13 protein-coding genes and 1 pseudogene are annotated in these 16,794 nt (G+C 56.1%); 8 read left to right on the top strand and 6 right to left on the bottom strand.

Annotation, left to right across the window (positions count from 1 at the left end; genetic code table 11):
* Nucleotides 1–22: 22 nt before the first annotated feature.
* Genes JNO51_RS12840 through JNO51_RS12830 form a run of 3 tightly spaced genes read left to right on the top strand, consistent with a single transcriptional unit; the run spans nt 23 to nt 1,907 of the window.
* Entirely contained in the window at nt 23–952 is a 930-nt protein-coding gene (locus JNO51_RS12840; protein WP_215777845.1) for an NAD-dependent epimerase/dehydratase family protein, read from the top strand.
* Nucleotides 949–1,551, top strand: a complete 603-nt coding sequence (locus JNO51_RS12835) for a LysE family translocator (RefSeq protein WP_215777844.1) — start codon at nt 949–951, stop codon at nt 1,549–1,551. Before JNO51_RS12840 ends, JNO51_RS12835 begins: the two co-directional genes overlap by 4 nt.
* Before the next feature lie 53 nt (nt 1,552–1,604).
* The gene (locus tag JNO51_RS12830) at nt 1,605–1,907 is read left to right on the top strand and encodes a helix-hairpin-helix domain-containing protein (protein WP_215777843.1); all 303 of its coding nucleotides are present in this window, start codon (nt 1,605–1,607) and stop codon (nt 1,905–1,907) included.
* Nucleotides 1,908–1,946: 39 nt separating this feature from the next.
* On the opposite strand, the gene katG is transcribed toward JNO51_RS12830, so the two are convergent.
* Complete coding sequence (gene katG, locus JNO51_RS12825) at nt 1,947–4,142, bottom strand: catalase/peroxidase HPI (RefSeq protein WP_215777842.1); 2,196 nt, start codon at nt 4,140–4,142, stop codon at nt 1,947–1,949.
* 457 nt (nt 4,143–4,599) lie between these two features.
* Between katG and JNO51_RS12820 the strand changes: the two genes are divergently transcribed.
* The gene (locus tag JNO51_RS12820) at nt 4,600–5,577 is read left to right on the top strand and encodes a hypothetical protein (protein ID WP_215777841.1); all 978 of its coding nucleotides are present in this window, start codon (nt 4,600–4,602) and stop codon (nt 5,575–5,577) included.
* Between the two features lie 351 nt (nt 5,578–5,928).
* Nucleotides 5,929–6,666, top strand: a complete 738-nt coding sequence (locus tag JNO51_RS12815; RefSeq protein WP_215777840.1) for an ABC transporter substrate-binding protein — start codon at nt 5,929–5,931, stop codon at nt 6,664–6,666.
* A 1,139-nt stretch (nt 6,667–7,805) separates the two neighbouring features.
* On the opposite strand, the gene JNO51_RS12810 is transcribed toward JNO51_RS12815, so the two are convergent.
* The gene (locus JNO51_RS12810; protein ID WP_215777839.1) at nt 7,806–8,069 is read right to left on the bottom strand and encodes a hypothetical protein; all 264 of its coding nucleotides are present in this window, start codon (nt 8,067–8,069) and stop codon (nt 7,806–7,808) included.
* Between the two features lie 680 nt (nt 8,070–8,749).
* On the opposite strand from JNO51_RS12810, the gene JNO51_RS12805 reads away from it, so the two are divergent.
* The 3 genes and pseudogenes from JNO51_RS12805 to JNO51_RS12795 all read left to right on the top strand — a co-directional run bounded on the left by JNO51_RS12805 (nt 8,750) and on the right by JNO51_RS12795 (nt 11,556).
* Entirely contained in the window at nt 8,750–9,208 is a 459-nt protein-coding gene (locus JNO51_RS12805; protein ID WP_215777838.1) for a mobile mystery protein A, read from the top strand.
* Nucleotides 9,208–9,798 carry a mobile mystery protein B gene (locus JNO51_RS12800; RefSeq protein ID WP_215777837.1) on the top strand — a complete coding sequence of 197 codons (591 nt, stop codon included), beginning with the start codon at nt 9,208–9,210 and terminating at the stop codon, nt 9,796–9,798. Before JNO51_RS12805 ends, JNO51_RS12800 begins: the two co-directional genes overlap by 1 nt.
* A 636-nt stretch (nt 9,799–10,434) precedes the next feature.
* Nucleotides 10,435–11,556 (top strand): annotated as a pseudogene (locus tag JNO51_RS12795) (IS3 family transposase).
* Nucleotides 11,557–11,914: 358 nt separating this feature from the next.
* Here JNO51_RS12795 and JNO51_RS12790 read toward each other — a convergent pair.
* The 4 genes from JNO51_RS12790 to JNO51_RS17565 all read right to left on the bottom strand — a co-directional run bounded on the left by JNO51_RS12790 (nt 11,915) and on the right by JNO51_RS17565 (nt 16,425).
* Complete coding sequence (locus JNO51_RS12790) at nt 11,915–13,123, bottom strand: ImmA/IrrE family metallo-endopeptidase (protein ID WP_215777836.1); 1,209 nt, start codon at nt 13,121–13,123, stop codon at nt 11,915–11,917.
* Between the two features lie 8 nt (nt 13,124–13,131).
* Complete coding sequence (locus JNO51_RS12785; protein WP_215777835.1) at nt 13,132–13,776, bottom strand: hypothetical protein; 645 nt, start codon at nt 13,774–13,776, stop codon at nt 13,132–13,134.
* A 700-nt stretch (nt 13,777–14,476) separates the two neighbouring features.
* The gene (locus JNO51_RS12780) at nt 14,477–15,847 is read right to left on the bottom strand and encodes a reverse transcriptase domain-containing protein (protein WP_215777834.1); all 1,371 of its coding nucleotides are present in this window, start codon (nt 15,845–15,847) and stop codon (nt 14,477–14,479) included.
* Nucleotides 15,844–16,425: an SLATT domain-containing protein gene (locus JNO51_RS17565; protein ID WP_371822839.1), complete on the bottom strand. Its 582-nt coding sequence runs from the start codon at nt 16,423–16,425 to the stop codon at nt 15,844–15,846. The genes JNO51_RS12780 and JNO51_RS17565 overlap by 4 nt, the downstream gene beginning before the upstream one ends.
* Between the last annotated feature and the right edge of the window lie 369 nt (nt 16,426–16,794).

Below are 16,794 nucleotides of genomic sequence, written 5' to 3'. Positions count from 1 at the left end.
TCAAATCAAACAGGAGAAACCTATGCCTCAGCATATCTTGATCATTGGCGGCACCCGGTTCTTTGGTCTGCGGCTGGTTCAGCGTCTGCTGGATGAGGGGCATCGCGTGACGGTGGCCACACGCGGCCAACAACCGGACCCTTTCGCAGATCGAGTGCAGCGACTGCAGGTGGATCGACGTGATCCCCAGGCCATGCTCAAAGCGTTTGCCGGGCGCAGTTATGACATCGTGTATGACCAGGTGTGCTACCACCCGCTGGATGCCCGGATCTCTCTGGATACGTTTGCCGAGCGTACGGGACGGTATGTCATGGCCTCGACCATCGAGGTGTACCGGCCCTTGCTCGGCCGGCAGCCTGTGATGCGCGAACAGGATTTTGATCCCTATACCCAGGCGGTTCAGTTCGATGTCGACTGGTTGAATCCGGCATTGGCCGAGGTGCGCTATTCGGCAGGGAAGCGCCAGGCGGAAGCCTGCCTGTATCAGGATGGACGTCTACCGCTGGTGTCAGTGCGGATTGGTCATGTGTTGGGTGGAAAGGCCGATTTCACCGGGCGATTGGCACATTATGTCCGGCTGGTCCAACAGGGACGTCGGCTGGTGCATGGTCCGGATTCGCCCAGTGCCTATATCGGCGAAGACAGTATTGCTGCCTTTCTGCACTGGCTCGGGCAGGTCGATGTGCTGGGACCGCTCAATGCCGCCGATCAAGGTTCGCTCACCCCGGCAAGTCTGATGCAGCAGATTGCCAGAGTGCTGGACGTCGAGGCCCTGATCGCGCCATCTACGACATCGCCAGAGCCGCAGGGCGGGCCATTTGATTTTGGTGCGCCCTACCTCATGGACACCTTTCGGGCACAGCAAGCCGGCTATCGCTTTCCAGACCTGTTGCCACAGCTGGTCCCGTGGATCCTGGCCCATGCCGAAACGCCCGACGAGGTTCTGCCATGAGCCTTATCATTCATCCGCTGGCATTTGTCCCGGCGTCGCTGGCGCTGATTTTTCTGCCAGGGCCGGCGACGTTGCTGGTGGCCGCCGTGGCGGCCGAATCAAAGCAACGGGCGTGGCTCACTGTGGCTGGCGTGGTCGTCGGTGACTTTGTCCTGATCCTGCTCGCCGGACTCGGGTTTTCGGCGTTTCTGGCCTGCTGGCCGAATCTGCTGTTCTCCATCAAGTTGTTGGGTGGTCTATATGTGTTGTATCTGGGGGGCTCGCTCTGCTGGCCGGCACGTCGGGCAAATCAGCCGGCGCAGGCGCCGGACGGAGGGTTTCGCCACGGCTTGTTGCTCACATTGGTGAATCCCAAGCCGATTCTGTTTTTTGCTGCATTCCTGCCCCTGTTCGTGGCGCCACAAAGCCCGTCGCGCCTGTTGAGCTTTCTGTTGCTGGGAGTGTGGTTTGAGCTGATGAATATGCTGTATTTTTGTCTGGTCCTGCTGACCTCGCATCGCCTGGCGCGACAGGGGGGGCACGGTGTCTGGATGTCCCGCGTCGCCGGTGGGGTGCTGATGCTGAGCGGCAGCAGTGTTCTGGCCACGCTTTGGCACTAGGCCCACTGGGTTTCCTGAGGGCATCATGAGGTCGAAATGAGGGAGGTATCGGAATGCATCCTGACAGGGTTGTTCGTCAGCAGCTGCGGCATTTGACGGATTTGCCGAATATCGGTCCGGCCATGGCGCGTGATCTGCAGCTGCTCGGCGTGCACGCGCCGGGTGAGCTGGCAGGGCAGGATCCACTGGCACTCTACTGGCGGTTGTGTGAATTGACCGGAGCCCGGCAGGACCCCTGCGTGCTGGATACGCTGATCTCGGTGGTGCGCTTTGTCGATGGCGCCCCTGCTCGGCCCTGGTGGGCTTTTACCGCTGAGCGCAAGGCGCTGCTGGCGCGACTGGCGGCCAGTTCATAACAAGGAGGGGGCGGATGCCCCCTCCTTATCCTGTCGCCATCAGGCCAGATCGAAACGATCCAGACTCATCACCTTGTGCCAGGCGGCGGCAAAGTCGCGCACGAACTTCGCCTGACCATCCGCACTGGCATACACCTCGGCCAGCGCCCGCAGCTGGGCGTTGGAACCGAACAGCAGGTCCACTACCGTCGCCGTCCACTTCAGCTCCCCGCTGTGTCGATCGCGTCCTTCCAGGACACCGGGTTGCGTGGCAGAGCGCTGCCATTGGGTGGCCATATCCAGCAGGTTGACAAAAAAGTCATTGCTCAGGGTTTCCGGCCGATGAGTGAACACACCATGGTCGCTGTGGTCACTGTTGGCATTCAGCACCCGCATGCCCCCGATCAGCACGGTCATTTCCGGTGCGGTCAGCGTCAGTTGCTGTGCCTTGTCGATCAGCCATTCCGCTTGCCTTTCCTCCTGCCCGGCACGGACATGGTTGCGGAAGCCATCGGCCACCGGCTCCAGCACGGCGAACGACTCAACATCCGTCTGCGCTGCCGTGGCATCGGTCCGGCCCGGCACGAAGGGCACCTTGACCGGATGGCCGGCTTTGTCGGCCGCGGCTTCTACCGCGGCACAACCACCCAGCACGATCAGGTCCGCCAGCGAAATCTGCTTGCCATCGCGCTGAGCCTGGTTGAAGGCCTGCTGGATGGCCTCGAGCTGGCTCAGCACCTGCGCCAGTTCCGCCGGCTGGTTGACCGCCCAGTCCTTTTGCGGTGCCAGCCGCAGTCGGGCGCCGTTGGCCCCGCCGCGCTTGTCGCTGCCGCGGAAGGTGCTGGCCGAGGCCCAGGCGGTACTCACCAACTGGGACAGGCTCAGGCCGCTGGTCAGCAGCCGGGCCTTCAGCAGGGCAATGTCCTGCTCATCCACCAGCCGATGATTGACGGCGGGGACCGGGTCTTGCCACAGCAGCACTTCGGCCGGTACGTCCTGGCCGAGGTAGCGGGTACGCGGGCCCATGTCGCGGTGGGTCAGCTTGAACCAGGCGCGGGCGAAGGCGTCGGCAAACTGTTCCGGGTGCTCAAGGAAACGGCGGGCGATTTTTTCATACGCCGGGTCGAAGCGCAGCGCCAGGTCGGTGGTCAGCATGGCCGGCGCATGGCGACGCGAGGGGTCATGGGCATCCGGCACCGTGCCGGCCCCCATGCCATGCTTGGGCTGCCACTGGTGCGCGCCGGCCGGGCTGCGTGTCAGCTCCCATTCATAGCCGAACAGATTCCACAGGAAGTTATTGCTCCACTGCGTCGGCGTGGTGGTCCAGGTGACTTCCAGTCCGCTGGTGATGGTGTCCGCCCCCTTGCCACTGCCAAAGGCATTGTGCCAGCCCAGCCCTTGCTGCTCGATGCCGGCGGCTTCCGGTTCGGCCCCCACATGCTGACTGTCGGCGGCGCCGTGGGTCTTGCCAAAGGTATGGCCACCGGCGATCAGCGCGACGGTTTCCTCATCGTTCATCGCCATGCGGGCAAAGGTCTCGCGGATATCGCGCGCCGCGGCCAGCGGGTCCGGATGACCGTTCGGCCCTTCCGGATTCACATAGATCAGCCCCATCTGCACGGCGGCCAGCGGGTTTTCCAGCTCGCGCTCCCCGTGATAGCGTTGGTCGGCCAGCCAGCTGCGCTCCGGCCCCCAGTAAATGTCTTGTTCCGGCTCCCAGATATCTTCGCGGCCACCGGCGAAACCGAAGGTCTTGAAGCCCATGGATTCCAGCGCCACGTTGCCGGCCAGAATCATCAGGTCGGCCCAGGACAGGCTGCGGCCGTATTTCTGCTTGATCGGCCACAGCAGGCGCCGTGCCTTATCCAGATTGACGTTGTCCGGCCAGCTGTTGAGCGGCGCAAAGCGCTGATTACCGGTGCCGGCGCCGCCACGGCCATCGCTGATGCGATAGGTGCCGGCACTGTGCCAGGCCATGCGCACAAACAGCGGACCATAATGGCCGAAGTCGGCCGGCCACCAGTCTTGCGAATCCGTCATCAGTGCCGTCAGGTCGCGCTTGACGGCGTCCAGGTCCAGTTGTTTGAAGGCTTCGGCATAGTTGAAATCGGCCCCCAGGGGATCGGACTTGGCCGAGTGTTGGTGCAGGATGTCGAGTTTTAGTTGCTGCGGCCACCAGTCCGCATTGCCGGGGGCGGCGGCGGTGGTGTGTTGGCGGACATCGTGCGCAAACGGGCATTTGGCTTGGCTGGACATGGTCTTTCTCCTTGCTCATGGATGGCGGTTTTGTTGTTATAGTTTTATTGTATTGCCGCGTAATTACCAATTTTAATTTGCTATTGATGCCATAGGGGGAGGGTGGTTGGCGCACCTGGCGCGTGCGCCAACCGCTTGTGCGTCGGACATCTTGCGGTCTGGGCGAGCGGCACCAGGTCATGATCGCGTCGCCAGCTTCAGCATCCCGACGATTACCCAGGCCATGCGTGTGGCGTCATTTCCCGTGATGTGGGGCAGTCAGGCCAAAGCGATCGTGCACATGCCCGTGCCGCTTGGCCAACCTTCTGTCCGGGTGGGGCGGGGGCCGACTGTGCGGCAATTGTCAATCACATAAAATTATCAATAGTTTATGGCAAAAGAATAATCTGTTGACTAGGCTTCGAAAGTCGCCGTGTGCGGCATGCCTTGCCGTTCAAACGAATACCGAAGGAGTCACATGAGCCCCGCCAAGCCGCCGAAACCCAAGAAGCCACCGAAGACGCCGTCGACCACCACCGGTCAGCCGGTGTCAGGCTTTCCCATTCAGTTCACCTGGCAAAACGTCTGGCAACCGGTCTTCGACCTGCAAACCGAGTTGGTGCGCAACCATATCCAGCGCGCTCGCGCAGCCGGCAAATCGGTGATCTACATGAGTCTGCCGGTTAGTACCGAAGCCGGCGGCTTTCAAGTCACCAACGTCGAAATCGCCCAATTCACCCATCGGCGTCTCAGCAACGAATGGGGGGATGGCTTCTTCTTTCTCAATCCGGCCGACTTTCAGTTGCACTCGCAGTCGGGCGCCAGTCAGCTGTCGCAGCATATTGCCTATTTGAGCCAGCAGGGCATCAAAGACCTGCCGAGCCAGAATGCCGAGGGCCAATTCGAGCCGGTGCCATCCGGCGGCAGTTACATGTATATGTGGACCAAAGTGCTGGTGACGAATGCCGCCCGCACGGAGTGGTATATCGATTACCAGGGCCAGGTCAGTACCCGCAGCCTGGCGGCCAATCTCGGTTACGACTTCGATGGTGTCTACTTTCTCGGGCCCTCCGACGTGCGCGCGTTCTTTACCCAGCGCGAAGCCAGTATCACGGCAGGCATCGAAAGCTATTTCGCCAGCAAGTTGGCGCTGGACCCGCGCTTTCAGGCGTTCTACAACGCTGGCGCCGGTACGAGCAAAGCCACGCCGGCGCAAGTGCAGGAAGCGTGGCAGAACGCGCGGCGCGAGTTCATTCGTTACTTCGCACTGCGTGCCAGCAGTAATTTCGCTATCGGTTGTCATGACGAATGGAACATTTTCCAGACGCTCAACGCCATGCGCTATGCCGCCACGAGCAACACCGGCAATCAACTGGCGGTGTTTTTCGACGGTCGGCAAGTATCACCAGCGGCGACCACCATCTCGATCCCGCCTGGCTTTGCGGTGAACTCCTGAATCCCGGGGAAACAGTCGCGTTTCGCTGTATTGCATTGGTGCATTGCCGTTGGTGAATGCACCCAGTCCGGCGTCGACGGGTGTTTGATCTGGACGTACACATCCCCGTCCTGCCCTGTGCGCTTCAGGGCATAGCACACGTCACCACAATGGCTGCACCGTGCCGGCTCGACGAAGCTGCCGCAGGCTGTCGCGCGGGTACCCGCGCGACAGATGACACGACACGACGCTCATGCCTTGATTCGAGGCGCGATGTGTCGGGGGGCGTTGTGCGCTTACATGTCTGTATTTGGTGCAATGACCTTTGGCGACTAGCATTGTATAAATGGTCAAAAACAAGGATCGGCCTCTATGCATCTTGCGCGATTGTTACGCCAGCTGTTGCTCGGGATGCTCATCCTGCCGATCCTGGCCAAGGCCGAGACGGTGGAAGTCTATGCGCTGCAGGCTATGCCTTATTGCGGATCCAGTGGGGGATACGCCACCGGATTGGCGATAGAAATCCTGCAGGCGGCTACCCGCTATGGTGCACCGGAATTTCACTTCCGTTTCGATGTCCCGTGGAGAAGAGCGCAAGAGATGATCCAGCAACAAGGCAATGAACTATCCGGCATCATTCCCTTCTCCCGCACTGCGCAGCGAGAAAGCAGCTATCGTTGGCTGGCAAAGCTGCTTGTGACCCAGTCGCACTTCTATTCCTACATGCTGCCACACCCCATTGCTTCCATCGACGAGGCGCGAAGGGTGGACATTGGGCTTGTCAGAGGGCACGCGCTGATTGGCGAATTACAGGCGGCCGGGTTCTCGCTGCTGGACACTGGCGCGGAAAACGCCAGCAGTAATGTCCGAAAACTGTATCACCATCGTGTTGTGAGCATTGCAGATTCGGATCTCATTGTGCGCTATTACTGGAAAACCATGGGCTATCCTGAAGGCGCCTTGCAGATGGGGGCCGCCTTCGGGCCGCCAACCGGGGTCTATCTGGCCGCAGGGCTGCATTTCCCCTATGACACCGAGCAGCGTATCCAGAAGGCCTTTGCTCGACTTCAATCCAGTGGGGAACTCGCGCAAATTCTCGCCAGGTGGTGAATCGTCACATGTCGTCACGTGAATTCCGGCGTGGTATCGCTGGCAGGAGATGAGGATGGCGTGCCATGGGCGCATTGCATCGGTGCATTGCCATTCGGCGAATGCATCATTGGCGCATTGCATCGGCGCATTGCCTTCGGCGAATGCACCCTACGCGAATGCACCATTGGCGCATTGCATCGGCGCATTGCCTTCGGCGAATGCACCCTACGCGAATGCACCCTACGCGATGCATTGATGCATTGCCATTCGGCGAATGCATCCTACGTAGGGCGCACTCTTCAAGTGCGCCGTTCACATTGCATCGGCGTATGAAGCCCCCATGTTCCCGTTGCATTCAGGAACGGGAACGCGGTGTACCCGGTTGAAACCCTTGCCAGACAAGGCTGTTCCCGTTGTTCCCGCTGTTCCCGTTCGTTTTAAGCAAGAAAGTAAAGAGAGGGGGAGGGGGGAGGAATTGATCTGTTATGTAGGTAATTAGTATTTGTATGTATGCCTATATATATTTATATGTATTTGTCATCCTTAAACATCTCTCCCGTACAGTATTTCACGTGATCACGGTACCTATTCCCCTCTTTACCTCAAAAGGCACGGGAACAACGGGAACAACGGGAACAGCCTTGTCTGGCAAGGGTTTGCGGCGAGCGTCCCTGTTCCCGTTCCAAATTGGCAACGGGAACAGGGAGCTGTCGCGCCAGGTGCCGTCCGCCTGCTCGCGGCGGAAGCCGACGCGTTGCAGGGGGCGCCGTGGCAGCGGTTCGTCTCTCTCGTTGTACCAGGGCGAGCGAGGCTGGAGCACAGGTGCGGCTGAAACGAGATGCTGACGCGGGCTGGGCGATACGTGAGGCGCAGCAGGTCTTGGCGGGGCGGGAGGGGAGCAAGCTCAGCACCGGGCGCGGTTGCTGGCGGACTGGCTGGGGCGGCAGCGGTGGGAGATGAAGTACGAGGGGGTGTGGGGGGCGGGTAAGGTGACCGCTCGGCACGAGTAGGGCACATTCGCGTAGGGCACATTCGCGTAGGGTGCATTCGCGTAGGGTGCATTCGCCGAAGGCAATGCACCGCAGAAATGCACCGCAGCAATGCGCCAAACCGACCCCTCCGGGGGGCTTAACACCCCCCGGCCTCCAGTTGAATGCCTACTCCGCCAGCAACACCGTGCAACCCGCCAATTGCCGCATCGGTACCGCCTGCGGCAGATACAGCCAGCTCTGGCCATTGACCCTGGCCAATGACCAGTCGAGCCGGCCATCCACGATCAGGCGGCACATGCCGGGTTCGGCCAGCGCCTCACGCGGCGGGCACAGCTCGGAAACCAGCTCAAACAGCGGCATGAACGTTGGTTGGTGAGAACGGCGATTTGTGAAGTGGGACAGGGGTGAATTACCATGCTTGGCAGCCATACTGACTCCTGATTCGAGTTGGTTTGGTTAGCGGGCTCGGGGGTGTTACCAGCACCCCCGGGCCCGCGCCTATTCACGGCATCATTGCCGCGACCCATACCCTAGCGAAAGCGATGACAGATCCGCAAGTCAGCGCGGTCATCCTTCCTAGAGAGCACCGTAGGGCGCACGCTTCAAGTGCGCCATCAATCTGCGGGGAGTGGGCTGTGGCGGATGGTGCTGCTTAAGGTGGAGCCTTGGCGGGGTGGTGTGAGGTCTTGCGCGGGCTGCTGCGTTGTCATGATGGATCTGATCCTCATCGCAAAGAGATGACGGCGAGGACAGGGATTTGTCATCGGAAGGATAACTTTGCCGCGGGGGGGAAGCATATCCTTGTCTGTGGGGCATAGGACCAGGGCGTTTACGCGAGTGAGGCCAATTCAGTGTTTGCCCGACGTGAGGCCCTCGGCCAATCCAGACGTTGGCAGTAGTCGAGACTTTACCGTGTCTGCTGTTCTCCCTTCCGGGTTATTTTTTTACGTATAATTTCTCCCTATAGGGAGATTATAATTTGCAATAAATATCCCTTTGTGGATATTTTATATTATTATTAGTATCCCTATGGGGATGTTTTGGTATTGTATTTTTATCCCTGTATGGCTAATGTATAGCTTTCGATTTCGCGCTACAGGGAGATCCTCATGGACAAGTCCTACCGCTGGCTGCAGTTGCGCCAGGCCGACAAGCAACTGAAGCCATGGCTCAAGAAGACCTTCCCGCCGAGGCCCTCCAGCGGCTGGATACAGACCATCCGGGAAGCGCTTGGCATGACTGCCGTCTCGCTCGCGCAGCGCCTGCACGTGAGGAACACCACGGTGCACAAGCTGGAGAAGAGCGAGGCCGACGACAGCATCTCGCTTGCCTCTCTGCGCAAGGTTGCTGCGGCGCTCGATTGCGAGCTGCACTATATTCTCGTGCCGAAGAAACCCCTGGAGGCCAAACTGAATGACCAGGCCATGTCCGTGGCTCGGAAGCACATGCGCCCCGTGGCGCATACCATGTCACTCGAGGACCAGTCCGTTGACAGCAAGGCGCAGCAGGCTCAATTAGAGCTCATCGCGAAAGAGCTGCTAGACGGCAACTGGCGCGATTTGTGGTGATGGAGTTCACGTACCAGCCTGGGCAGACCCCGCTCGAACCGGATGAAAAAGAGGGCCTGAAGCCCAAGCACGTCTCGACGCAGGCCGAGCTCAATGAGTGGGAGCAGTACAACATCATCAAGGGCACCCGGTGGGCTCAGCGCCAGTTCAAGCAGGACATCCTGGATGATGTGTTCCTGCGCGAACTGCATAAGCGGATGTTCGGCGATACATGGACATGGGCCGGCACGTACCGCAAGAGCGACAAGAATATCGGCTGCGATTGGCGCCAGGTTTCTATGCGCGTCCGGAACTTACGGGAGAACACCAGGTATCAGGTCGAACACCAAGTCATGCCCCCGGATGAACTGGTGGCACGGTTTCACCACCAGTTGGTGCTCATCCACCCGTTTCCGAACGGCAATGGGAGGTGCTGTCGCTTGATAACCGACCTCCTGCTCCAGAAGATGGGGCAGGATCCGTTTTCATGGGGTAGTGGGGGATACGCCTCCCTCGTGAGCCAGAGCGCGCTGCGGGCTGAATACCTGGCCGCCCTACGAACAGCTGACCAAGGCGACATTGCGCCACTTCTTGCCTTCGCGCGCAAGTAGCTTAATCCTCGCAACGGCGTCAGCATCCGTCTGTTCCGACAAACAGGATTGGGTCGATATGGTAAAAAAATGATGGGCACCTGAAGGGGCGCTTATCTTCGTATTTCTGACTGAATTCACAGCAGGTTGAATGACCGGAAAGGCCGGCGAGCACGTATTTGCCATCCGGCAGCTTTCGGAGTTATCCATCTAAGTCGCTTTACCCTCCTGATGAGGCGTGCTTTTTAGGGACAGACCCAGAAAAATAGTGTAATCGGAACCATAACTTTGCCGCGGAGTGGAAGCATATCCTTGCCGCGGGGCTCAAGCTGGCGTCGACGTGAACGGGAGCATTTCACCACCGCAGGAAGCTGTCTAGTGAGACCGGGGCGATTCAGCGCTAATCGCATCAGGCGTCATCAAGCCTGCTGCGAGTCAGGAACCTCAAAGCCACAAACCGAAAGATGTCGTGGGGCGTGTTTTGCCCTCGGATCTACCCAAACCGACAAGCAAACAGAAAAAGCAAAAACCTCTTTCCCTCTCCCAAAAGCCGCTACAGAAAAAAACGTCCTGAAACGCCTGAAAGCTTCGACGTCCCCCCGGTATTGAGTAGCACGTAGCTTTAGAGTCCAATCACCCATGACACGGAGATTGGATATGAAGAAGCGATTCACCGAAGAACAGATCATCGGATTTCTGCGCGAAGCTGAAGCCGGCATGCCTATCGTAGAACTATGCCGTAAGCACGCCTTCTCGGAAGCCAGCTACTACCTCTGGCGCAGCAAGTTTGGCGGGATGAATGTCTCGGACGCCAAGCGGCTCAAGGAGTTGGAAGCCGAGAACACTCGGTTGAAGAAACTCCTGGCCGAGTCGCTGCTCGAGAACGAAATCACCAAAGAGGCCCTGCGAAAAAAGTGGTGAGCGCACCGTCTCGGCGGGAACTGGTGCGCCATCTGAAGGATAAAGGTCTCAGCGAGCGCAGGTCGCTGCGTATCGTCGGGATGAGCCCAAGTTCATTGCGCTATCAACCAGCCACCGCCCGCAATGCTGCGCTGAAAGCGCAAATCATCGCGCTCGCACAACGCCACCGGCGCTACGGGGCCGGCATGATCTACTTGAAGCTACGGCAGGCTGGCATGCAGGTAAATCACCAACGAGTGGATCGGCTCTATGCCGAGGCGGGTCTGCAAGTTCGTCGGCGCAAGCGCAAGAAGATCCCGGTGACGGATCGGCATCCATTGGAACGTCCATTGGCGGCAAATCAGGTCTGGTCGATGGATTTCGTGTTCGACCGAACAGCGGAAGGTCGGGTGATCAAGAATCTGACGGTTGTCGATGATGCCACGCATGAGGCGGTCGCCATTGTTCCGCAACGCGCGATAGGTGGCATGCAACTGACGTCCATCCTGGACCAACTGGCGAAGACACGGGGGTTGCCCAAAGCGATCAGAACGGATAACGGCAAGGAATTCTGTAGTCGAGCCATGTTGACCTGGGCGCATGCTCGCGGGGTGCAACTGTTTCTGATCGAGCCCGGCAAGCCCAATCAGAACGCTTATATCGAATCGTTTAACGGACGTTTCCGCGATGAATGCCTAAACGAGCACTGGTTCACTAGCCCTACACCATGCCCAGGTCGTCATCGAAGCCTGGCGCAGGGAATACAACGAGGAAAGGCCCAAGAAAGCCCTTGGTGGTTTGACGCCGGCAGCCTACGCCAAGTCACTCACCGAAAAATCAGGTAAATTACCCTTGGACTCTAAAGCCCTTTGCTACTGAAAGCGGGGGGACGTCGACGCTATCGGATCTGGCCTCCGGTAGCGTTGAAATTGCTGTTTGGAACCAAGCTGCTGCTTGGGTTTTGTTAACCTTAGGGAGGTATTCAATGTGGTTCTATGAAAGGGTAGTTACTGCAGAATACCTGGAGCGCCATCCGGGAAAGGCGCGGTATAAAAGCCGAATCATATTGTGCAGTGATCCTTGACTGCACTGAGATTATCATCTCGCAGCCCGACACCCCCCTGTTTTTAAGGGGGTGTCTTTTTATGTTAGGCTAATTGTGGTTGGTGTTTTTTGAAGGGGGATGCACGATAAAATTTAAAAAATAGTAATCTAGGGAAATGCTTGAATTGCTTTTCTATTTTTTGTGTTGATTTAACTGCAGGACTTTGCCTTGAGTGGAGGGAGCAGGTGAATTCGCTCCTTTACGGAAAACGGGGGCATTCAGCTCTATTATCTTTGCCGGTTGGTTGCTCATGAAGCCTTCTGGCAAAGAACACAAGCGCTCAATATCAGTCGCAGTGAATCCAGTTGTGTCCATGAATACAGGCTTGCTGAAACCTCCTTGATCAAGCAGCATTTTTACTGCCCTTGGCATGAGAAATGGTTTTTCAGCCTCAAGGGTGTCGTCTAGTGGTTCTCCTTTTCTCCAGCCGCGGGCACTGTAGTTTTTCCACAGTCGTGTGGAATATGCATCATCGATCAAATCTAGGGACTTGGCTCTCATGATCAATGCGCCGATGGATACCTTCCACTTTTTCTTCAACGTGAGCAACGTATCCAATGTAGGATAGTTCAGTGCTCCAGCAACGCTTTCCGCGGGCATCAGGAATGCGCTGGCAAACAAGTGTGCTTGCCGCTCAAGTTCATTGTGGTGCTGCTCTTCATCCTCTTGTGTCAGCCCCGCGTGCATCAGTATGTGCCCTAGTTCATGCGCAACGTCAAAGCGGTTTCGTACGGCAGAAGTTTTGTCGGCCGAGATGAACATATAGGGGCGACCGTCCCGCTCGAACCAGCGCGAGACTCCATCCATCTTCATGTAACCCAAGGCCTCGCGGGTTGTAATGACCCCTGCGGCCTCAACAGCTTTGATTACATCCTCAATCGGGCCTGTACCCAGACGCCAAAGCTCTCTGCATTGCATCGCAAGAGCCTCTATCTCGGAATCTGTTAAGCCGAGAGCGTCGCTTCTTTCCAGCGGCTTAGGAAGTGTTAACTCAGGCCAAGCTATCCACTCTTGGATGCAAAGCGAGAGCTCATGTAGCCACTCGAGTCGTGTGCGAGCGATCGCTCGTCCTGCGGCTGCTAATGAAGAGTTAGACCTAAAGAAGTAGGTGCCGTTGCCATAGTCGGGCAACGGTTGTAAGAACCAGGTTGTGGGCAACGAAAGCGCTTCGGCGACCTTCTCCAGTGCGGCAAACTCAGGCATCTGCTCCCCTCGTTCCCATTTTGAGATTGAGGGGCAGGAGATGCCTGATGCTTTTGCTAACGCAGTTTGGGTCATTCCTCGCGCGGCGCGGGCCTGCGTAAGGCGCGCTCCTTGGAACCCTTTAACACCAATGCGCATGTTGAACCTTATGCCTCCTTCGCGCCGCGCTCCGCATCGTCCAGCCTCTTCTTAAGAAACACTAATGGCTCAAGCGGTTCCTCAACTGATTGCTTGGTTGCTTCACGTACTTCATCCAAGGTTGCGGAGAAGTGGTAGCCATCAAGTGTCGAGTACGGCACGGCGAAATAGATATCAGGAAACCCGCCACGATAGCGGTTCTCTGCTACGGCGACAACCAGGAAAATCCTGTCTTGAATTACCCCTTCTTCGATTGCATCAAATAGATCCCGCGTCAGTGGCTCAAGTGCTTTGTTCAATCGACCGAAATTTTTCGCGTACTTTGCTCTTTGCCAGTGGGGGGACTCGATACGGGTGCCCCCCATTGTGAAGCTGGGGAGGATTACTTTCGCGTAGTGGTGACCCTTGGGCGTCGTAGGGGCCATCGTGGCGTCATGCCCAGCCTCCCTTGCGACTCTTACAACTTCTTGAAGGATATGAACGGACTGGTTATGGCCTTTGTTGCTTTGCCGTAGCTCAGGGTCAAACCATTGGTTCGCATAGTCATTACTCGCCTTGAAGGCGGCAGTAAGCCTATCCTCCAGCTTTACCGTAAAAATGTCGCCAACCTCAAAGGCAATGCGTTGCAACAACGCTGTATGTAGATCGTGCATAAAGAGAAACTGTCCTTGCTCGCGTTTAACAGGTAGAGATGTTGGGTTTTCTCTATGCGGAATTGTAGTCGATTTTTTTTCGTTATGATAGGTGCGGACCGCTTGCGTTCAGTTCGTTCTTGGCGCGGTATGCGGTCTCTGAGGAGCGAGATGCTGCTTGCGCGACAGGTGCTAAGCCGCGAGGCCGCGGCAAGCACCGCTACCCCGTTCGGGACACAGGGCGTCCCTCTCGGGTCACTAGCGGCACGGCGTCCCGCCGGCCATGCGCCATTAACTTTGGTTTACGTCTAGGGTTCTTGTTGTCTGCAGAAATGAGGCTCTTGTGATCTACTGTGCAAGGGGGGCTATTGTTTCCGGCAGGTTTTCATACTTGTTACCTGATGGTAAACAACTACCATAACGATCAAGCCTACAACAGTAAGACCCAGTGCCGTCCAGGAAAAGAAGTCCATCAACAGCCCCTCCTTCGTGATCATGTGACGAGGTTGCCGGAAAAATCCAGTCAATTTAATTATGATAAGCCAACGGCGGTTGCACAAGGCTCAAGTCTGAAGAAATAGCCGGAGTCGGGGCGATTGTTCATGGGGTGCTCTGCCTACCTTTAATAGGCTAAAGGTACGCGATAATTCTTCTTCTATGTCAATGGGGTTGTGGTGGCTGCGACCGGCGGCTCATTTCCTGCTAAATGCAACAAACTCAACTACGACATGGCAGAGAGGTCGGCTTCAAGTTCCCGTACTGCCGTGCTGATGCGCATTTTGAAAAGTTCAGAGATACGCTTGTCCGATAAATCTCGAATTCGGTTCTCTCCCAATAGTATAGAAAGGATACTCCGCTGTTGAAGTACGGGCATGGTGTCAAAGTTTGGAATGTAATTATGTGATTCCTTGTTTTTACGTTGTCCTTCGTAGTATGTCTTTATCAGCGATTTTGGTTGAATATCATCAGTTAGAGCGAAGCGATTCAACAAAGAATCTATTGTTCGATTGACGGAACGAAGGCACGAAGTATTTGTTATCTGAGAAAAATAGAAGACCCAACCGAGTCTTCGCCCTTCAAAAATACATCCTGTGATGCGTAGGTTTAAGCGCCAACGACAAAGCGCAAGTGCAGCGGCTTTGTCCTTTGGATTTTTTGCGTAGGAAAGTTTATACCGATAAGAGGTGAATATGCTTGCAAGAGATGATTCGAATTTAATTATGCTTTCTGGCCGGATGGAGATAGATGTGCCTTCTATTTGGTAGCCAAGAAATGTGAATGGCTCTCTGAGTGAAGCTATTTTTGTTTTGGAGCCGGGTACATCCAGAGCGTGTGGTGTAAGTCCGAGCGACACTAATGAGGCCATGATCTGATCGTATACAGCCTTTGAGTTCCCTGCTGGAACGAGGATTAAAATATCGTCGACATAACGCTTATACCAAATACTTGGCTTGTTATTAAATTGTTTGTCAATCGACATTAGGGCAATTTCTGCAAGCAAGTTGGAGATGGCAAGTCCTTGCGGGACACCTATCAGATTAGGTTTACTTCCCTTGCCTCCCTTGTACTCTGGAACGGTCGCGGTTTCTATAGCGGAGCGCAGAAGTTTCAGAATCTCAGACTTTCGTATTTTCTTCTGTAGCTCACGGAAAATGACATGGTGTGGAATGGATGGGTAAAAGTTTTTTAGATCAATTTTTATGTATTCGACATATGTGCCACTAGCGACGGCTTTTGCGAGAGAGTCGATGACGGCTTGTGGTAACGTTAGCGCCGCTTCGGGGAAGACATCCACTAGGAACTCACAAAGTCCCCTCATGACAATCCGATCACGAGCGGTAGGGATTGAAATTAGTCGTGGAGGAACGCCTTGCCCTTTTGATATAAGTTTCTCCTTGTATGGAGTAAACGTATATGTTCCTGTAAATATTTTTCTTATAATTACATCGATCTCTACTTTGAGTCTGGGGACGAGTTGGGAAGGGCGAATTCGATCTATGCCTATTGCGCCAGTCTCTCGAATTTTTTCAAAGTAAATTTTGCTTAGGCTTCTCTTGCGGAAGACCTTCTTGAATTTACGTGCGGCGCTCAATGTATCCACCATATAATTAATATTGGTAATAAATAAAGCGTAAGAGTTATGGCTTGGCGCCTAAACAAATAGGCGTATACCTTTAAAGTTTCAACGCAAGTAGGCTTACGGCTTGTAAGTGTCGAGGCATTCAAGACTCGGAAGAGCATGTCGTCTATTTCTAGGTGGTTTTCGGCTGAAGACAAGAGCTCATGATAGCAATCTAAGTCGGCTGTTGACGTGGTGCCATTCTGCTTCAGACGATCATGCAAATGCTGAAGATCAAGGTAGTTTTTGCGCATCGCAATTGAGCGCCCCCTAAAGTCCCGGTTAGTGACTGCCATAGAAATACCAAGCAAGGCAATCGATAGTACTGCAGAAAGTATATCGGTATCTTTGCCGAGCACGTGTGGGTATCGAATTGTGGCGACTGCGAGACTTGCCCCTAGGATGGCATACCAGACCAAAAGAAGCTGCGAGTGAAAGTCTAGCCTAGCGAGGCGTAGCTGGGCCTGGATGCGTGCCTTGTAGGTAAACCAAACTTTGTCGTCCACTATGCTCTCCAAAATTAGGTGGGAGAGCCGAGGATGTTGGAACATTGAACATCCCTTGCGGGATCGGTGAGCCAAAGCTCAACGGCCAAGACCGTTATTTTTCAGAGCCGCCCTTACTTTCGTAAGAGGAAGTGCCCAGCTCCCCCGTCCATCAGTTTACATGTTTCACGGCGAAGAGTTAGTTGCATTCGACAGAATTTTGATTATCGGAGGCTCCTTAAGAGCCTCGTATTGCGTGGGGCTCCTTTGCTGCAGACTTCCAACAGCGACTACTGCATGCAGTATGCCGGCAGACGCGCACACGCGTCCGGCTGACCGGGCTGTGCGGCGCATAGCGCCTCGCTGGGCGGGCTTCGTCCGGGGGCCGGTTCTAGACGGGCGTGCCCGTTTGGAACCGTGCATCTGCCACGGTAA

This window comes from Paludibacterium sp. B53371, from assembly GCF_018802765.1.
GTDB lineage: Bacteria > Pseudomonadota > Gammaproteobacteria > Burkholderiales > Chromobacteriaceae > Paludibacterium.
Note: the sequence above shows the minus strand (reverse complement) of the source record. Positions and strands in the feature narration are given on the sequence as shown.